Annotated in this window: 18 protein-coding genes; 10 read left to right on the top strand and 8 right to left on the bottom strand. The window is 36.4% G+C overall.

The annotated features are described in order from the left end of the window. Positions 1–144 precede the first annotated feature (144 nt). Both DLJ74_RS14750 and DLJ74_RS14745 read left to right on the top strand, forming a co-directional pair. Positions 145–1,908, top strand: a complete 1,764-nt coding sequence (locus tag DLJ74_RS14750) for an O-fucosyltransferase family protein (protein WP_146202438.1) — start codon at positions 145–147, stop codon at positions 1,906–1,908. A 94-nt stretch (positions 1,909–2,002) separates the two neighbouring features. Beyond that, complete coding sequence (locus tag DLJ74_RS14745; RefSeq protein ID WP_425454587.1) at positions 2,003–2,791, top strand: sulfotransferase family 2 domain-containing protein; 789 nt, start codon at positions 2,003–2,005, stop codon at positions 2,789–2,791. Between the two features lie 239 nt (positions 2,792–3,030). Here the strand turns inward: DLJ74_RS14745 and DLJ74_RS20495 are convergent, their stop codons facing one another. From DLJ74_RS20495 to DLJ74_RS14730, 4 genes are all read right to left on the bottom strand, one after another. After that, positions 3,031–3,204 (bottom strand): hypothetical protein, encoded by a 174-nt coding sequence (locus DLJ74_RS20495; protein ID WP_181397599.1) that lies wholly within the window; start codon positions 3,202–3,204, stop codon positions 3,031–3,033. A gap of 309 nt (positions 3,205–3,513) precedes the next feature. Continuing rightward, positions 3,514–4,407, bottom strand: coding sequence for a ClpXP adapter SpxH family protein (locus DLJ74_RS14740; RefSeq protein WP_109985038.1), 894 nt, complete (start codon positions 4,405–4,407; stop codon positions 3,514–3,516). Beyond that, entirely contained in the window at positions 4,404–4,811 is a 408-nt protein-coding gene (locus DLJ74_RS14735) for a globin domain-containing protein (protein WP_054788643.1), read from the bottom strand. The genes DLJ74_RS14740 and DLJ74_RS14735 overlap by 4 nt, the downstream gene beginning before the upstream one ends. A 188-nt stretch (positions 4,812–4,999) precedes the next feature. Next, entirely contained in the window at positions 5,000–5,572 is a 573-nt protein-coding gene (locus DLJ74_RS14730; RefSeq protein ID WP_109985037.1) for a CYTH domain-containing protein, read from the bottom strand. A gap of 150 nt (positions 5,573–5,722) precedes the next feature. On the opposite strand from DLJ74_RS14730, the gene yjbM reads away from it, so the two are divergent. From yjbM to DLJ74_RS14715, 3 genes are read left to right on the top strand one after another with little or no spacing between them, the layout of a single operon-like run. Continuing rightward, positions 5,723–6,346: a GTP diphosphokinase gene (gene yjbM / locus DLJ74_RS14725; RefSeq protein WP_054860572.1), complete on the top strand. Its 624-nt coding sequence runs from the start codon at positions 5,723–5,725 to the stop codon at positions 6,344–6,346. Positions 6,347–6,361: 15 nt separating this feature from the next. Then, on the top strand, positions 6,362–7,165 hold the full coding sequence (locus tag DLJ74_RS14720; protein WP_109985036.1) for an NAD kinase: 804 nt from the start codon (positions 6,362–6,364) through the stop codon (positions 7,163–7,165). A 45-nt stretch (positions 7,166–7,210) separates the two neighbouring features. Further along, a complete protein-coding gene (locus DLJ74_RS14715) occupies positions 7,211–8,086 on the top strand; it encodes an RluA family pseudouridine synthase (RefSeq protein ID WP_109985035.1) in 876 nt (291 codons plus the stop codon). Between the two features lie 252 nt (positions 8,087–8,338). On the opposite strand, the gene prpE is transcribed toward DLJ74_RS14715, so the two are convergent. Together prpE and DLJ74_RS14705 are read right to left on the bottom strand one after the other, a co-directional pair. Beyond that, a complete protein-coding gene (gene prpE / locus DLJ74_RS14710) occupies positions 8,339–9,079 on the bottom strand; it encodes a bis(5'-nucleosyl)-tetraphosphatase PrpE (protein ID WP_109985034.1) in 741 nt (246 codons plus the stop codon). 33 nt (positions 9,080–9,112) lie between these two features. Further along, a complete protein-coding gene (locus DLJ74_RS14705) occupies positions 9,113–10,288 on the bottom strand; it encodes an FtsW/RodA/SpoVE family cell cycle protein (protein WP_109985033.1) in 1,176 nt (391 codons plus the stop codon). A gap of 314 nt (positions 10,289–10,602) precedes the next feature. On the opposite strand from DLJ74_RS14705, the gene mgtE reads away from it, so the two are divergent. The 4 genes from mgtE (at position 10,603) to DLJ74_RS14685 (ending at position 15,185) form a co-directional block, all read left to right on the top strand. Beyond that, positions 10,603–11,973, top strand: coding sequence for a magnesium transporter (gene mgtE / locus DLJ74_RS14700; protein ID WP_109985032.1), 1,371 nt, complete (start codon positions 10,603–10,605; stop codon positions 11,971–11,973). A 4-nt stretch (positions 11,974–11,977) separates the two neighbouring features. Further along, positions 11,978–13,825 carry a monovalent cation:proton antiporter family protein gene (locus tag DLJ74_RS14695; RefSeq protein WP_109985031.1) on the top strand — a complete coding sequence of 616 codons (1,848 nt, stop codon included), beginning with the start codon at positions 11,978–11,980 and terminating at the stop codon, positions 13,823–13,825. A gap of 95 nt (positions 13,826–13,920) precedes the next feature. Then, positions 13,921–14,700: an enoyl-ACP reductase FabI gene (gene fabI / locus DLJ74_RS14690; protein WP_109985030.1), complete on the top strand. Its 780-nt coding sequence runs from the start codon at positions 13,921–13,923 to the stop codon at positions 14,698–14,700. Positions 14,701–14,792: 92 nt separating this feature from the next. Further along, positions 14,793–15,185 carry a thiol-disulfide oxidoreductase DCC family protein gene (locus DLJ74_RS14685; RefSeq protein ID WP_054860575.1) on the top strand — a complete coding sequence of 131 codons (393 nt, stop codon included), beginning with the start codon at positions 14,793–14,795 and terminating at the stop codon, positions 15,183–15,185. 46 nt (positions 15,186–15,231) lie between these two features. Here DLJ74_RS14685 and DLJ74_RS14680 read toward each other — a convergent pair whose 3' ends face one another. Both DLJ74_RS14680 and DLJ74_RS14675 read right to left on the bottom strand, forming a co-directional pair. Beyond that, a complete protein-coding gene (locus tag DLJ74_RS14680) occupies positions 15,232–16,764 on the bottom strand; it encodes a glycine betaine uptake BCCT transporter (RefSeq protein WP_109985029.1) in 1,533 nt (510 codons plus the stop codon). Positions 16,765–16,990: 226 nt separating this feature from the next. After that, entirely contained in the window at positions 16,991–17,494 is a 504-nt protein-coding gene (locus DLJ74_RS14675; protein WP_054788645.1) for a CotY/CotZ family spore coat protein, read from the bottom strand. 176 nt (positions 17,495–17,670) lie between these two features. On the opposite strand from DLJ74_RS14675, the gene DLJ74_RS14670 reads away from it, so the two are divergent. Then, positions 17,671–18,075: a CotO family spore coat protein gene (locus DLJ74_RS14670; protein ID WP_054860576.1), complete on the top strand. Its 405-nt coding sequence runs from the start codon at positions 17,671–17,673 to the stop codon at positions 18,073–18,075. Positions 18,076–18,137 lie beyond the last annotated feature (62 nt).

Raw genomic sequence — 18,137 nt, 5'->3', positions numbered from 1 at the left:
AAATGTCAACATTTTTGTATCATTGTAGGAAAGAACTATTTATTCAAGGCCATTGCATTATATAATTCCCTTGAGAGAAATGCACACAATTTCCGTTTATGGATTTGTTGTATAGATAATTTAACCTACTATACGTTTGAAATGATGAATTTAAGCCATGCAAAGCTTATTAAATTAGAGAAAGTGGAAGACAGACAACTCCTAAAGGTTAAGAAAGAACGTAAAATCAATGAGTATTGTTGGACACTTAAAGCTCCTCTCATCCATTACCTTTTAACAACAAGGATGCTCGAATCAGTTGTATACTGTGATGCAGATATATACTTCTTCTCTGATCCAACGCCTTTGTTTGATGAGTGGGGGAAGAGTTCTGTTTTTCTTTGTCCCCAGAGGGATTCGGATTGGGTAGAAAAGAATTACGGGCTATACCAGGCAGGATTAATCGGATTTAAAAACGATAAGGATGGTTTGAAGAGCTTGAGATGGTGGAGATCCCAATGTTTGGATTGGTGCTTTGCCAATCCGGTTGAAGGTAAGTTTGGTGATCAAAAATATTTGGATAAACTACCAGCCCTTTTCTCTAATATTAAGATATCTAACCACCTTGGGATCAATGCCGCCCCCTGGAATTGCATTTACAACAATGATTATAAAATAGAGAAGTTCAGCAATCATTTGCATATTGAAAAAGACCCCTTGATTGCTTTCCACTTCGCGTGCCTTCAGATATTTAGTGAAGATGAATTCGACCTTTGGTCACTAGACACACTAATTATCCAAGACGTAATAAATAGAGAAATTTATGCACCTTATTTGGAAGAACTTCAAGCCGTGATAAAAATGTTTAAGAGAATGAGACCAAAAATATTAAATAGAATAGGGATTACTCGTTCAGATGAAAATGGTTTTTCAAGTGCAAAAACTCCGTATAAGTTTACTCCTTTGAAGCGAATAATGAATCGAAGGAACGAAGTTTATCATTTCTGTACTATTGTAAGCGAAGAGTATTTAGTTAAAGGTTTAGCACTATATGAATCATTAAAGAATCAATGTGATAATTTTCATTTATGGATATGTTGTGTTGATGACCCAAGTTACTTGATACTCTCTAATATGAAGTTGAGTAATGCGTCAATACTTTCTGTAGCCGAAATTGAAACACTTGAATACCAACAGGTAAAACAAACAAGGACACTAAAAGAATATTGTTGGACATTAAAGCCTCAGCTTTCGCTTTATGTATTGGACAATTTTAAGGAAATTGATCGTCTAGTATATTGTGACGCAGATATCTATTTCTTTTCTCATCCAAAGCCACTGTTTGATGAGTGGGGGAAATATTCTATATTCATGTGCTCGCAACGGGGAACTCCAGAATTGACTCGTAGGTATGGAATTTACCAGGCAGGATTGCTTGGCTTTAGACAGGATGAGAACAGCAAGAAGATTCTCAACTGGTGGAAAGATCGTTGTTTGGAATGGTGTTTTGACGAGGAGGATCTGGAATGGAATCGTTGGGGGGACCAGAAATACTTGGAGCATATCCCCTTTTTGTTTGAGAATATAAAAATTATCCGAAATATAGGTGTTAATGCTGCTCCGTGGAATTTAGTTATGAATAACCTTTATAATATCCATAAAAATGGTGATGTTGTTAGGTTAGACGAAGTAGAGCTGGTTATTTACCATTTTGGGAGTTTGTTAATTTTGAACGAGGAAGAATTCGATTTGTGGCAAATAGAGAGATTAAGCTTTACCAAAGAGATGATAGACTATATCTATGTCCCCTATATCCAGCATCTTCAACAGATTAGATTCTCTCAAATGGAGGATGTAAACTTTCAAGTTATTGTAGAACAAGAGAAAAAGCATGATCCAAAAAATTATTTTCGTTATCCCAGTAAATAATTTACCCTTCAGTAGTATGTCCCTGCTTCTCAAAGCAAATCAAAGAAGATTACATCCTGCATATAATATTCTAGATGAAAGGTGAGTTGAAATAATGGAACAGATGAAAACGATGAATCTAATTTTCAAAAGGCTGCCAAATTACCATCAGTCATTTCCTATCATTTTGATGTGGAGCCAAAAAAGTGGCTGTACTAGCTTGCTTAGTTGGTTCTTTCACCATATTGGCTTGCTTGATATAGCCAAAAAATATCATCCATGGATTCATCAATACGAAATTAATGTGTTCAAAAAAAGAGATAATTATGTTTCAGAACTAGCTGATCAGTTATTCAGTAAAGAAAAAGAGGTTTATAAACTAGTACGGAATCCTTATAAAAGAGCAGTAAGTGCATTTCTCATGTTATACTACTACGATGACCCTTATTGGTACAGTGTATGGAAAGCGATTAGAGAGCATCAATCAAGTAATAACAATAAGGGTATTTCTTTCAAACAATTTTTATACTATATCAAGGATACAGGTTCAAATATTTCATCAACTGATCCGCACTTTGCGGAACAATATATAGATGGTGAGGAACAATTTGTAGACCATTATATTTATTTGGAGGACTTTTGTAATCAAATTGCGGAAATTGAAAAAAAATATAAATTGAAAAAAACAGATATAACCCAATTATACTCCCCCCATAATACCTCTAATCATATGATTTTTGAAGGTCATTATGCAGAGATGAGTATATCCGATCCATCGTTCCCCGTATTCCCGACTTATATCAGTTTTTATGATGAGGAAACAAAAAAATTAGTAGATGATATTTATCATGGTGATTTTACAATGTATGGTTATGAAAAAAATCTAAATTTAATTAAAGCTTAGTATCACATCATACTATCAAGTAACGGTAACCAATTGATGTTCACTCACATTCCGTCCAAGGAAGGATGGAAGCAGAAAATGCTCTCTTCATTTAATAGACTAAACGATTCTTTCTATCAAAAATAAGCACCGATTATCTAAACAAGGATAATCGGTGCTTATTATTGTGTGTTTTTTTTTCAGTCATGTCACAGCCACTATATAGTGAGATAATCGTTATTTTAAATTGTAGTCGTTAATTAGGAGTGAAACCCTTTAAATTGCTTTCGATCATGGTAAAAGTATACAGCTAGGTAAATGGATACAAATAGTATAGGGATGGTTATGTACATTGGAATAAATCGCAGTAATCCTAAAAGGTTAAGTAAGGCAGCAAATACGGCAAGTAGAATAAATATTAACCTCATTAGCATTGTCAAGCCTCCTCTATAAATAATTCTACCCAAAAATAATGTATGAAGAATAGGACCATTTTAGAAGTGTGACACTTTTGTGAAATGTTGCACATAACTATTGCCATTTGTACTTGTCCTTGATATATTCTATATGAGACGTTTTACAAACAAAACCCCTTTGTTTGACTTGAAACTTTCTCCCATCCCTTATCTTTATATAGAAAACTAGAACCTGAAGAAAGAGGACTAAAACTAGTCCTCTTTCTTCATTACCATCCGATTAAAAAACTAACACAATAGTAGAACAACCATTGTGTTAGTTAGACATTATTTATTATATTTCCAAAAGGATCCGAATTTTACAGGAACCTTTTCTACATCTTGTCGAAGCTGGAGCTTTTTCATTTCTTTTTCGGCTTTATCCATTGTCCAGTCATAGACAACAGCTACTTCCTTTGTACCAACAAATTCATAATGGGATAAGAAATCTAATAATTTCGGTTTTTTTGCTGGTAAAGGTTCTTTTTGTAGCATTTGTTTTAAGACTTTTACATAGATATCATATGGATAAATACCAGAGATCTTCAAGCCTTCTTCATTTTCTGATTCATTGAAGAAAACCATTGTTGGAATATATTCTACTTCCATTTCTTTCGTGATTTTCAGATCACACTGTAATGCTTTTTTGGCAGATTTGGAATAAAGATCATTTCGGAACTCTTCGATGTCAAGATGAACAGCTTCCGCGCAATGGAGTAAGACAGTTTCGCTTGAAATATCCTGTTTATCTAGGAAAGCCAATTCCTGAATCTTTCTAAGAAATTTCTTTCCCGCCTTTTTACCTTGAAGCTCTGCTGCCTTAATCGCAATAGAGGTTAGCCATGGATAATAAATCGGGTTCTCAATCCATAGGTCACCATCGCAGCTCATTCCCGTTCGCTTTGCCGTCTTTTCCCAAATATCCTTTAGTTTTTTGGGGCGTTCAAATTTATCCCTATGCAAATCGGTTAGTTGTCCGCTTAATACAGGTCTAATGGTGAAAAACCTTCCATACTCAACGGTCAACTTTTTTAAATAAGGTTCTAATGACCAGCATTCAGGACATAGAGGATCAACAAATACATAAATCTCAACCGGTTTTTTTAACACATCAATAAAGTGATATTGTGCTATTTGGTTACGATCTTGTGGTTGCCATGAACCGGCAGAATTCCAATTCACAATGATTCTCCTTTCTCTTTTTCAGGTTCAGGTGTGTTCATCATGTGATTGGCTGTTAAGATAAGCCGATCAAACATCGCACTTCGAAACGGTTCTTCTATTTGCGCCTCTTCCAATGCACCCTCCATGCATGTTAGCCAGGCATCTCTTCTTGTAGGTGTAATGGGAAAAGGAGCGTGTCGTCGTTTCATCATCGGATGCCCATGTTCTTGTATATATAACGGTGGTCCACCAAAGAATTGAGTTAGAAATTGTTTTTGCTTTCGAGCTATCTCTGTAAAATTATTGGGAAAAATCGGAATTAAATCAGGATGCTTTTGAACTCGAGCATAAAACGCATCTACCAATTCATTAATTTTTGCTTGACCACCAATTGCTTCAAAAATGGAGCTTGCCTCTTTCATGCTATTCCATACCTTTCATGATCATTTAAAGAAATTCTTTCACTATATTGTAACAGTGAACAGTAAGAACAAGCAAATAAAGTGATTTGGTAATCTAAACCTTTAAAGGTAAGCATTTATCTGTTATTGAACAGTTTTAACCTATAGAAACTGTTGTCCTATCCTTATGTGTATGTCTTGTACATTGTTTATTCTAGTGTATGATAAAATCGCTCAATTTTGCTAGGAGTTTCTCTTTTTTCGATCTGAAATGCATCGAGCAGCTCTGTAAAGACTTGATTGCCGTATTGCTCATCCGTTGCTTCTAACTCCAATTCAAAATCCTCTTTTCCATTATATACACTGTGATCTAGAACAAGGATTGTTTCTTGATAGTTTGTTTCTTTTCGCGTTGTTTGTAGCTTGCCACCATATCGTAGCTCTTTCCAATGAACAGATAGTTTTTCTAACAATGGAGTTATTTCATTTACATGTGTCATTTTACCGGATAGCCATAAGCCTGCTTCCTTTTCAGACAACCATTGATGGGTCTCCAATAAACCAGAACCAGATGGATTGGGCTGCTTTAAGGTTAGTTGATATTGATTTTGTTTTACACGAATTCTAAGGGCTCCACCATGTCTTTTAAGCGCGAAATCAGGTGTTTCAAAATAGTGGTTGATTTGAACAATAGGTGTAACGGAATGAAAAAGTGGATCAAGCTTTCGATACTCCTGGCTAGTAAGTAAATTTTTAAATTCAATCTCGATTTCTTGTGACATAAGAAGCCCCCTATATGGTCTATAGTACTTTCCCTTAAATATTTTCGCTGTTATAGCGTAAAATTGCAAAAAATTAATCTATTATCAAATTGAAAGGAAAATGTGGTAAAATATACTTATAAGAGAAAGTAGACTAAGGTGGTGCAGGGCATGGACTGGAGAACATTTTTGGCACCTTATGCACAGGTGGTCGATGAATTAAAGGTTAAACTTCGCGGAATGCGTGCACAATTTGAATATGAGTCTCATCACTCACCAATCGAATTTGTAACAGGTAGAGTTAAGCCGATTTCCAGTATCAAGGAGAAAATGAAAAGAAAACATATACCTTTTGAAAAGATAGAAACAGACCTACAGGATATTGCTGGGCTACGAATTGTCTGCCAATTTGTTGATGATATTCATGACATCGTCAACCGACTTCGATCAAGGGAAGATTTTGAAATTATGGAAGAAAGAGATTATATTAATCATAAAAAAGAGAGTGGATACAGATCCTATCATCTAATCATCCAATATCCAGTTGAGACGATTCATGGTTTGCGTCAAATTATTGCAGAAATTCAGATTCGAACCTTAGCCATGAATTTTTGGGCAACCAATGAGCATTCTTTAAATTATAAATATGAGGGGCAAATCCCTGAGAAGATACAAACACGATTAAAGCGAGCGGCAGAAGCGGCATTCAGGTTAGATGAGGAAATGGCCAAGATAAAAGACGAAATCCAAGAAGCGCAAAGAATATATCATACGAAAAAACATAATCATACATGATGGAGGGTATCAGTCATGCGGTTTTACATCCTTTCAAAAGGTGACCATAAATCAGATATAATAAAAGGAAGAATGAAGCAGTATTTAGAAGGATTTTCCCTTGAGTATGATGAGAAGGAGCCAGAGCTAGTTATTTCTGTTGGGGGTGATGGTACTTTTTTAGAGGCTTTTCATACCTATCAGGATCGTTTAGAGCATACTGCTTTTATTGGTATACATACAGGACATTTAGGATTCTACGCAGACTGGTTACCTGATGAGGTGGAGAAATTAATTATTGAGATTGCGAAGAAGCCTTATGAAATCGTCGAATATCCTTTATTAGATATAGTTATTTATCCAGCTGGTGAAAAGAAGGCAAAGCAGTTTTTAGCGTTAAATGAAGCGTCCGTTAAGTCAGCAGATGGCACAGTGGTTCTTGATGTATTTATTAAAGGAGCTCACTTTGAACGGTTTAGAGGGGACGGTTTGTGTATATCTACACCTTCGGGTAGCACAGCCTATAACAAAGCACTTGGAGGGGCAATTATTCATCCATCATTAAAGGCACTTCAAATCACGGAGATGGCTTCCATTAATAATCGTGTGTTTCGGACCGTTGGATCACCATTAATACTGCCAAAGCATCATGTGTGTGAATTAAAACCATTACATCATGAAAAAAACTTTCTCATTACGATTGATCATTATACCGATACGTATTCTAATATAGATACAATAGAGTGCAAAGTTTCGGAGAAAAACATCCGCTTTGCTCGATTCCGTGCATTACCATTCTGGAAAAGGGTGCATGATTCCTTTATTTCAGATGAAAGATGAAAGAAAACTTCTCAGGCGAGATGACAGAAAGGAAACGTAATTAAGTTGAAATGGATCATTAACAAGAAAGAGGAGCAAATATTGCTTAGGGAATATTTGTATAGTGTAAGGGGATTTTCAAGAAGGACGCTTGCAGCAGTGAAGCATAAGGGTGGAAAGTTGTTAATCAATGGTAAGGAAGTAACCGTCCGTTACATGCTTCAGAGAAATGATGTAGTGGAGGTTATTTTCCCCCCTGAAACTCGCAGTGAATTCATGAAGCCCCAACCAATCTCCTTTCCAATTATTTTTGAGGATGACGATGTACTAGTGGTAAATAAACCTCCCTTTATGGCAACAATCCCATCAAGGCATCACCCGGATCAAACGCTTGCTAATGCTATATTATATCATTATGATGAACAAAAATTGCCTTATACAGTACATGTCGTTACAAGACTAGATCGAGATACGTCTGGATTAATATTAATTGCCAAACATCGTTATAGTCATGCTACCCTTTTTCAGGACCAGTTAACAGGAAGAGTGAATCGTAGGTATGTTGCGATAGTAGCAGGGCATCTGAAGGAGAAGGAAGGTACGATCAACGCAGCCATTACAAGAGATCCAAGCTCTATTTTAAAAAGAATGGTGAGTGAACAAGGACAAGAGGCTATAACTCATTACAAGGTGGTAAAGGAATGCCATGGCTATTCCTTCGTACAGGTTCAACTCGAAACAGGCAGAACACATCAAATAAGAGTACATTTTACCTCCATTGGGCACCCATTAATTGGGGATTCCTTATATGGTGGAGCTATGGATAAAATGGCCCGTCAAGCATTACACTGCAATAAATTGACGTTCCACCATCCTATGACAAAGGAGATAATGAACTTTACATTAGATCTACCTAAGGATATGGCGCCATTACTAACATAGTAAGAAAGAGGCTAGGAGTCGAGATCCTAACCTCTTTTTTTTATTACCTAATAAATACTAAAATAAAAACGAACAAAGTCAAAATAGTACTTACGAGAGGATTAAATGCCAAAAAAAGAAAGATTGCTGCCAATTTGGTATTTAAAATAGGTATAAGTACCAAAATGAATTCTCATGATCATAGAATTGGAGCTAAGAATAAGTATTAGAAAAACAAATTCGTTGCTAAACAAGAGAATAAAAAGCAACCGACTAGTATGAATGAAATTTTTCTTCAACGAAGGGTTGCTTTGATGGCACAGAAATAATTTTTTCCTCTGGTAAGCGAAAGGCGGTTAATTTATTTCCAAACACACAGCCTGTATCAATATTGACGGTCTTATTAACAAATCGCGCTTCTAGGACGGGGGTATGTCCATAAACAATCCATTTATCCCCATGATAATGCTGAGCCCAATCTCGTCTGACAGGTCTTCCATCAGGTAAAGTCTCACCCGTAATATCACCATAAAGCACAAAGGTCTTGACCTTTTTATCTTTTCTGCCAATTAAATCTTCTCGAATTCCTGCATGTGCGACGATTGCATCGATCTCAGGGAGATCTAGATAAAGTGGAGCATTTTCATATAATTCGATCATTTTTTTTTGGATTTCTTTTTGCTCCTGCTTCGATAATTGCTGTAATTCAGCAACCGTTGTTTCTAAACCATGCTGTTGTTTCACATTATTGCCAAGGAAATATCGATACAATTTATTACAATGATTTCCTGGTACATAATAGCTTACCTGCTGGTTCCTCACGATTTCATAAACAAAACGAATAACATGAATAGAATCAGGTCCTCTATCGGTTAAATCACCGACAAAGGCTACTCTCCGATTCTCGGGGTGAGATAAGTTTTGATGTTCATCAATATGGTAACCTAAACGGTTTAATAAAGACAAAAGCTCTTGATAGCAACCATGAATATCTCCTATAATATCTACCTTCATGAAATCATTCCCTTTCACTTGTTATAAGTATTGTTAGGATTCATCAAACATGTAGGTTTTTATACGGTAATAAATGTTCAAAACAATTCCAATTGCTATCATATAGGTTAATGTAGAGCTCCCACCGTAGCTAATAAAAGGTAGTGGCAATCCAGTGATTGGAAGTAGTTTTACGGACATCCCGATATTTTGAAAAATCTGAAAGGCAAACATTCCAATAATTCCTGTGATCATATAGCTTCCAAAGGGATCCTTAGATTTAATTGCAATATGAATAAGACGATAAATCAATAAGAAATAAATGGTAATAACAATACTAGAACCAAAAAATCCAAATTGCTCAGCGATGGAAGTGAAAATCATATCTGTATGAAATTCTGGAATATCTTGAGATACTTCAAAGCCGCCAATTCCTTTCCCTGTCAACTGACCAGAACCAATTGCTAGCATGGCACGAATAAGCTGATAAGCATCCCCTTGAGTATTTTCATCAGTGTTGAGCCATGCATTAAACCGTCCTTCGACGTGATCTAGTCCAGTACTTTCCAAAAATGTTTCAGTCTGTTCGGGAAAACTAATATATAAAATAACCACTATACAGCCTGCAATGATAATACCTCCAAGGATGGATAGAATGATTCTCCATTTGATACCTGAAACGAGAATCATACATGCAGTAATGGCGATTAGGACGAGTACACCACCTAAGTCAGGCTGTTTTACTAAGAAAAAAATAGGGATAACTGCTGCAATGCCTATTTTAACTAGTAACCACAAATCCATTTTCACGGTATGCTCTGGATATTTTTCATTATGTGTCACCATGATATGGGCAAGAAAAATAATTAAGAACACCTTCATAAATTCGGCTGGTTGGAGTGAACCAAAGCCAGGAATTTGAAACCAACCCCATGCTCCATTAACGGATTTCGCAATACCTGGTGGGAAATGAAAAAATAACATTAATAAGGCGATGACACCTAATCCATATAGAATCCATGATATTTGTCTGAAACGGTCATAATCGAATATCATAATTACGGCAATTGCCATAGAACCAGCAATATACCAAACAATTTGTTGAATATAATACGACTGATCAAGGAAGGGATTTAATGTATATAACGTGAAAATGCTAATGATCGCTAATAATATAATAATGAAGATAAGTGTATAATCAATTTTTGAATTATAATTTTGTTGATCCATAAACCAGAACCATACCTCTTTCGTAAATTATTGTCTCTTCCTAGTATAGTGGAAAATGTGTAATTTGAGAAACAAAAATGAAAAATATGCCCGATTTTTCTTTTATCATCGTGTTAGTTGTCCGCAAGCCACCTCTGATAGAGACTAGCAAACGTATAAGACAAATTTAGATAAGTTTTTGAAAAAATAGTGTAAAATTGGCGCAATTGGTTGAAGGATATGTTATTCTTTTAAAAACAGAAAATGATTATTTTTGCTTCAGGCAAAAGATCGAGACGTCATAGAGGATTTTTGCAGCGTTAGGAGGTAGTGTGATGGAGCATTTAGAACAACAAGAGAGACAGCGAGTTTGGGAGAAAATACAAAAGGCCCTACTAAATGAACAAATTGATCAATTTAGGGCTGAATTTTTAGAATTACATCCATATGATCAAGCGAGAATATTTGAGGAGCAAGAAGAAGATATTCGTTTTCTCATTTACACGTATCTATCTCCAAACGAAATGGCTGATGTTATCGAGCATGTGGATCGTGATTTAGTTAACGAGTTTATTATTGAGATGGTACCAGCGTTTGCTGCCAAGATATTAGAAGAAATGTCTACAGATGATGCCGTCGATATTCTAAATGAATTAGACAAAAATAAAGTGGCAAGCTTCCTTACTATTATGGATAAGGAAGAGTCAGAAGAAATAAAAGAATTGCTCCACTATGAAGAAAAAACGGCTGGTAGTATCATGACAACAGAATTTGTTGTTATTCACCACCAGATGACCGTAAAGGAAGCAATGAGACATCTGCGAAAGGAAGCACCAGATGCTGAGACGATTTATTACATCTATGTGGTAGATTCTGATAAAAAGCTAGTAGGTGTTATATCTTTAAGAGATTTAATTATTGCAGAAGGGGACTGGCTTATTCAAGAGGTAATGAGTGAGCGCGTAGTCTCTGTTCCTGTTGGAGAGGATCAAGAAGAAATCGCTCAAATGATGAGAGATTATGACTTTCTTGCCTTGCCAGTTGTCGACTTTCAAAATCATTTATTAGGGATCATTACAGTTGACGATATTATGGATGTCATGGAAGAAGAGGCTAGTGATGATTATTCCAAGCTAGCCGGTATCTCTGAAGTAGAACGTTTTGGAGATACAGCAATACAATCTGCTAAGAAAAGATTACCTTGGCTGATTGTATTACTTTTCCTCGGTATGTTTACTGCTAGTATTATTGGTCGTTTTGAAGAAGCACTAGATAAAGTAGCCTTATTAGCTGTGTTTATTCCTGTTATTGCTGGTATGGCCGGTAACACTGGGACACAAGCACTAGCGGTAGCAGTACGCAGCATTTCAACAGGTGATATGAATAAAATTGGGAAAGCAACTGTCATTTGGCAAGAGGCAAAAACAGGGATTATAACAGGAACAGTCTGTGGTATCCTAATCACTGGTATTGTCGGCTTCTGGTATGGAGATCTTTATTTAGGTATCCTTGTCGGGATTTCGATTATGGCTACCCTCTTTGTTGCAACCATTGCAGGTGCCTTCGTTCCAATCGTGATGGACCGTTTTAATATAGACCCTGCAGTTGCATCAGGTCCTTTTATTACGACATTAAACGACATTATATCGATGTTGATTTACTTTGGTTTGGCAACAGTATTTATGGATTTATTGATAGGGGGATGAATGAATGGAGCATGGAGGATCAATCACTTCTCTTTTGATTGTGATCATTGCAGCTTTTTTAACACCAATCCTATTACATCGATTTCGACTAAAGATGATACCTGTCGTCGTTGCAGAGATCATCGTTGGGATTATTATTGGTAACACCGGATTGGACTTAGTTGCAGAAAGTAGTTGGCTAGAGACATTGTCCACATTAGGATTTATCTTCCTGATGTTCTTAAGTGGATTAGAAATAGATTTTACCCTTTTCTCGAGTAAAAATAGAAAGAAAACAGAGAACACCATCCCGAACCCTGTTTTAATTGCTAGTTTAATTTTTGTAGGGATATTAGTACTGTCATTTGGTTTGTCCTATTTGTTTGTATTGTTTGGTTTTATCGACAATATTTATTTAATGACATTGATCATTTCCACAATCTCATTAGGTGTAGTTGTACCAACATTAAAAGAAACACAAGCAATGCAAACAACTGTTGGACAAACTATCCTGCTGATAGCAGTGATTGCCGATTTAGCAACAATGATTTTACTGGCAGTGTTTGTTTCCTTCTTTGGAGAAGAAGCAGGAAATATGTGGTTGTTATTAATCTTGTTTGGTGTCGGACTTGTGCTTTATTTTGTTGGTAAATATTTTAGAAACCAGTCATTCATTGAAGCCATGTCAAAAGGAACGATCCAAATAGGTACAAGGGCAGTCTTTACTTTAATTATATTTCTAGTTGCCTTGTCAGAGTCTGTAGGAGCAGAGAATATATTAGGTGCGTTTATTGCTGGAGCACTGGTTTCCTTATTAGCGCCAAATCAAGATCTCGTTCAAAAGCTAGACAGCTTTGGGTACGGATTTCTTATTCCGATATTTTTTGTTATGGTAGGGGTCGACTTAGATTTACGAGCATTGTTTGATGAACCTAAGGTGTTGGCATTAATACCATTACTCTTTATTGCCTTGTTAATTTCAAAGGTATTGCCAATCGCCATATTGAAAAAGTGGTATGATACGAAAACGGTATTTGCAGCAAGTATGCTATTAACTTCTACGTTGTCATTAGTGATTGCTGCTGCAACTATTGGTGAAAGGCTAGAAGTTATTACTAGTGAGATGCATAGTGCCTTAATTATGGTTGCTGTCCTATCTTGTATCATTACCCCATCCTTCTTTAAGAAGTATTATGAAAATAAAGAAGAAGTAGAATATCAACAGACGGTTTCATTCGTTGGGGTTAACCAAGCTACGATTCCAGTCTTACGAGAATTAGAACCAAAAGATTTTGAAACATATCTTTACCATACGAAACAGGATAAACTTGAAGAAAATAATAACGGTACACGCTCTATCTTTGATATTCATCATGTAGATAATTATGAATTGAATACATTAGCCTCTGCCGGGGTGTTTGACCATGATATTGTGGTTGTTTCGACAGGAGAAGAAGAGAGAAATGAGCAAATTGCAAGATTTGCAAAAGAAGCTGGTGTGGAGCGAGTTATCGCTAGAATCGAAAGACCAGATGTGGAAAAACGTTTGAAGGAAATAGGTGTAGATGTCTTTTCCGTGTTAATGTCCACGAAAACATTGCTGAAAGCATTAATAGAATCACCAAGTGTAGTAGATATTTTGACAGGACAAGAGCATGCTTTATATGAAATTAATATGAATAATACACAATATGAAGGTGTGTTCTTACGGGAATTTCCATTTACAGGTGATGCTATCATCGTACGTATTTTCCGCGGGAAGGATTCGATTGTCCCTCATGGAGATACCGAGCTTCTGTATGGAGACCGAATTATTGTTACAGGCTCGCAGGAATATGTAGAAGAATTACAAGACTTATTGGAATATGTATAGCTGGTAGTCTTCTTATATTTGAGTAATAGGTGCGATTCAGATAAAATATTAGTAGGTACTAATAATAAGTAATAAATGGATGAGGAGGCTTTATGATGAATTTTTCCTTAGAGGGGCGTACTTATGTTGTAATGGGTGTCGCAAACAAAAGAAGTATTGCATGGGGGATTGCGAAGTCCTTACATGCTGCTGGTGCTCGACTTATTTTCACTTATGCCAATGATCGCTTTGAACAGCCTGTGAAGGACCTTGTCTCTACATTAGAAGGTCAAGATGCACTGTTCTATGAATGTGATGTAACGGACGATCAGGCAGTGGCAAAAACTTTTCAAGAAATGAAACAAGATGTTGGCACGATTCATGGACTAGCTCATTGCATTGCTTTTGCAAATAAGGAGGATCTACAGGGAGATTTTATTGACACTAGTAGAGATGGATACTTACTAGCACACAATATTAGTGCTTATTCCTTGGTTGCAGTTGCACGAGAAGCTGCCCCATTAATGACTGATGGTGGAGGCATTGTAACAATGACTTATTTAGGTGGAGAAAGAGTGGTTAAAAATTACAATGTGATGGGTGTGGCTAAAGCAAGTCTTGATGCAAGTATGAAATATTTAGCAAACGACCTTGGTAAAAAAGGAATTCGCGTTAATGCCATATCTGCTGGACCAATCCGTACACTCTCGGCAAAAGGGATTGGAGATTTCAACAGTGTATTGAAAAAAATCGAAGAAGAAGCCCCATTACGACGTACGGTTACCCAAGAGGAAGTAGGGGATACTGCTTATTATTTGTTAAGTGATCTTTCACGTGGAGTAACAGGTGAAACGATTCATGTCGATTCTGGCTACAATACTTTAGGTTTATCCTAATATAAGTGGAAAATCCTCGAACATTTGGTTTGGGGATTTTTTCTTTAAGAAAGCTTCAGACTATGATAGGTTAAAGATAGGGAGGGGAAGCAGTGAAGAAAGTGATACTATTCGATGGTGTATGTAACTTTTGTAATCACAGTGTTCAATTTATTATTAAGCATGATCCAAAACAAAAGTTTCAGTTTGCCTCATTACAAAGTAAGATAGGTGAGCAGTTTAAAAAAGATTATCATATCCCACATCATATTGACAGTATCGTATTAATAGACGAGGAAAAAGCTTATACCAAATCAACCGCTGCTCTTCGGATTGCAAAAGAGTTAAAAGGATTGTACAAAGGACTCTATGTACTACTGATAATTCCAAAGCCCATTAGAGATAAAATTTATCAAATCGTGGCCAAAAACCGCTATAGATGGTTTGGGAAAAGGACCTCCTGTATGATACCAAACCCAGAAGATAAGCAACGATTTTTAGATTAAAACCCCCATTATTGCAATTCTTGCAGTAATGGGGATTTTTGATGAGCTATTCTGCCTTTTTTCGTTTCAATGTATAGTTTCTACCTTCTTCTTGAAAAGCTTTGAAGACGGAGATGACCACAAGGATCAATATAATGGCAAATGGGAATGCGGCTATTATAGACGCTGTTTGAAGGGCTTCTAAGCCACCTTGCCATAATAATACGGCCGCAGTACCTGATTGGACAACTCCCCATGCAACCTTAATTCTTACGTCAGGATTTAAATCTCCATTTGTTGTTTGCATACCAAGAACAAATGTCGCAGAGTCGGCAGAGGTGATAAAGAACGTACTTATTAAGAGTACAGCTAAAGTAATGGTAATGGTAGCTAATGGAAAGTTCTCTAATACAGTAAATAAAGCGGCTTCTGTACCTGAATCATCCATTACACCAGAAACATCGATTCCGTTATTCATTTGTAAAGAAATAGAGGATCCACCGAATACACTAAACCATAATGCACTAAAAATGGTTGGAACAAGGAGTACCCCTAGCACGAATTCACGTACAGTACGACCACGAGATACCCTTGCAATAAACATACCGACAAACGGTGCCCATGCAATCCACCATGCCCAGTAAAATATGGTCCATCCCTCTAACCATGTAGCATTATCCTCATTAAACGGAGCCATTCGAAAACTCATTTCAGGTAAGTTGGCTAAATAGGAGCCTAATGTTGTGGTGAAAAAGTTCATAATAAAGTTCGTCGGACCTGTGAACAAAACGAAAAGCATTAACAACACAGCTAAGACAATATTAGTATTACTTAAGTATTTGATTCCTTTGTTTAGACCAGTAAGCGCTGATGACATATATAAGACTGTCACGACACCGATAATAATTAATTGAAGTGTTATATTATTCACAACATTTCCAGTTAAAAATTCAATACCACTTCCAATTTGCTGTGCCCCTAAACCTAGTGACGTTGCGACACCGAATACCGTTGCAAATACGGCAATGACATTAATGAGAGTACCTAAACCACCATTCATTTTATCACCATATAATGGCTTAAGTGTACTACTTATAAGTCCAGGCTCGTCCTTTCTAAACTGGAAATAAGCAAGCGCTAAAGCGAGTGTTGCATAAACAGCCCATGGGTGGAAGCCCCAGTGGAAAAAACTATATTGCATTGCTACTCTTGCTGCTTCTGCTTCAGATTCTGTCGCATATGGTGGAGCAGTTAAATGAGAAATAGGTTCTGCAGCTCCCCAGAAGACAAGTCCAATCCCCATACCGGCACTGAATAACATAGCAAACCATGTTATGAAATTATATTCCGGCTTATCGCCATCTTTTCCGAGAACGATATTTCCGTATTTTGAGACAATTAAGAAGATCGCGAAGATTAAAAATGTGGTTGCAACGAGTAAGTAAAACCATCCAAAGCGTGTTACTAAAAATCCTTGAATATTAGTAGTAATGCTTGCTAGATTCCAAGTTGGCCAAACTTCCTTTGGGACGATACCCCAAATGATAAATAATAATGATATGATTAAAGAAATGTAAAATACTTTAGTCGTTTTTCGCACACAACCATCCTTTCTGATATTAAGTTTGATAAATATAAGACTATATTCTCCAATTCCTTATTGGAGTATCCGCATTTCACATACAAAGACGAATTTTAACAGATGATATGGCATAAATGCAAATGATATGGATATGTTTCCCTTATATATTGGAAATAAACCATCTCATTGGCAATAGAAAAAGGACTGCTAGGCAGCAGTCCTCTAATCAGAGAAAAGGGTTCATTTAGAATAAAGATACAGCTGGTAAACAAGTGATTGCACAGAAGCAGTTAAGATCTACTGTGATACAAATTCCAGTACGTTCAAGATCTGCTACTTCCTCTTTGTTGATTTGCTCACAAGGATCGTGGCAAGCATCATGCTCATTGTCGAATACTAACAATTCTAATACAGCACAGCAGTCATCTCCGACTTCTTTTACACGGAAGATAAAGCTCTCCACACAGTCAAATTTTGCTGGACCATTTCCGTGGGATTTGAATTCCGCACCAAATCCTTTAAATGGTTTATGATCTTTTCCATATAGGATAAATGGTACAGTGTCTAAACCATTTGTAGTTACAGGAGAGACAAGGCTTCTTATTGAACGTACGCAGCTAACATCACAAGTTCTATCTGCTACGTCATCTTGAGCATCAGCGATTGTACGAACAACGTCACAGACACAATTTCCGCTTTGGATGCCACCTACTTCGTTATCATTACAGCTATCGTGGTGTTTTCCCATAAATTACTACACTCCTTTTTATAAGATTTCCTTAACAATAATAATCTATGGAGAATTAGCGAATGTGTATGGACGAATGTCTCTATTTTGTAGGTAAATTTCATTCTTCTCGCACATTTATTGGGCTCTTCACATATGATTAATATATGAATTGGTGAGATAGGGAGGAATGGACAGTGAGTTCCATTAAAAGTAATAACCAAGAACCTAAGTTATATTTACACCAGCCAAAATTAACAAAGCCCGATCGTAAAATGCAAAGCTTTTATCATGCAAAGCATCCATTGAATGATAGTGACGAAATGTCTACAGAGGATCATGGTGAAGAAATAGTGGAAGATAGAAGTTCTTCTAAAAAACGATTTAAAGATATGACAATATTGGAGAAGATAGAACACTTTTCAAGAATACCTTCATACTTACCAAGAGTAAGATGTGAAATCATAACAGAAAGAAAAAAATACTATGGATATATTCTAGGTAGTAAAAGTAATATGGCACTAGTCCAAACTGTCAGTAAAGAGGAAGAAATTTCTGTTCCTATTGAGCAGATTACGGAAATAAACCTTATTGGCTTCTAAATAGGAGTGTGACACCCAATAGGTAAAGCTGCATAGGATATATCGATAATGATTTTGGGTAA

The sequence above is a fragment of the Gracilibacillus dipsosauri genome (genome assembly GCF_003176895.1).
In the GTDB taxonomy this organism is placed as follows: Bacteria; Bacillota; Bacilli; order Bacillales; family Amphibacillaceae; genus Gracilibacillus; species Gracilibacillus dipsosauri.
This window is presented reverse-complemented; position numbering and strand designations above follow the sequence as displayed.

What these genes read in the sequence shown, in the direction of transcription:
- DLJ74_RS14750 (WP_146202438.1), top strand. Translation starts at nt 145, where the DNA reads ATGAATTTAAGCCATGCAAAGCTTATTAAATTAGAGAAAGTGGAAGAC.
- DLJ74_RS14745 (WP_425454587.1), top strand. Translation starts at nt 2,003, where the DNA reads ATGGAACAGATGAAAACGATGAATCTAATTTTCAAAAGGCTGCCAAAT.
- DLJ74_RS20495 (WP_181397599.1), bottom strand. Translation starts at nt 3,204, where the DNA reads ATGCTAATGAGGTTAATATTTATTCTACTTGCCGTATTTGCTGCCTTA.
- DLJ74_RS14735 (WP_054788643.1), bottom strand. Translation starts at nt 4,811, where the DNA reads ATGAAAGAGGCAAGCTCCATTTTTGAAGCAATTGGTGGTCAAGCAAAA.
- DLJ74_RS14730 (WP_109985037.1), bottom strand. Translation starts at nt 5,572, where the DNA reads ATGTCACAAGAAATCGAGATTGAATTTAAAAATTTACTTACTAGCCAG.
- yjbM (WP_054860572.1), top strand. Translation starts at nt 5,723, where the DNA reads ATGGACTGGAGAACATTTTTGGCACCTTATGCACAGGTGGTCGATGAA.
- DLJ74_RS14720 (WP_109985036.1), top strand. Translation starts at nt 6,362, where the DNA reads ATGCGGTTTTACATCCTTTCAAAAGGTGACCATAAATCAGATATAATA.
- prpE (WP_109985034.1), bottom strand. Translation starts at nt 9,079, where the DNA reads ATGAAGGTAGATATTATAGGAGATATTCATGGTTGCTATCAAGAGCTT.
- DLJ74_RS14705 (WP_109985033.1), bottom strand. Translation starts at nt 10,288, where the DNA reads ATGGATCAACAAAATTATAATTCAAAAATTGATTATACACTTATCTTC.
- mgtE (WP_109985032.1), top strand. Translation starts at nt 10,603, where the DNA reads ATGGAGCATTTAGAACAACAAGAGAGACAGCGAGTTTGGGAGAAAATA.
- DLJ74_RS14695 (WP_109985031.1), top strand. Translation starts at nt 11,978, where the DNA reads ATGGAGCATGGAGGATCAATCACTTCTCTTTTGATTGTGATCATTGCA.
- fabI (WP_109985030.1), top strand. Translation starts at nt 13,921, where the DNA reads ATGAATTTTTCCTTAGAGGGGCGTACTTATGTTGTAATGGGTGTCGCA.
- DLJ74_RS14675 (WP_054788645.1), bottom strand. Translation starts at nt 17,494, where the DNA reads ATGGGAAAACACCACGATAGCTGTAATGATAACGAAGTAGGTGGCATC.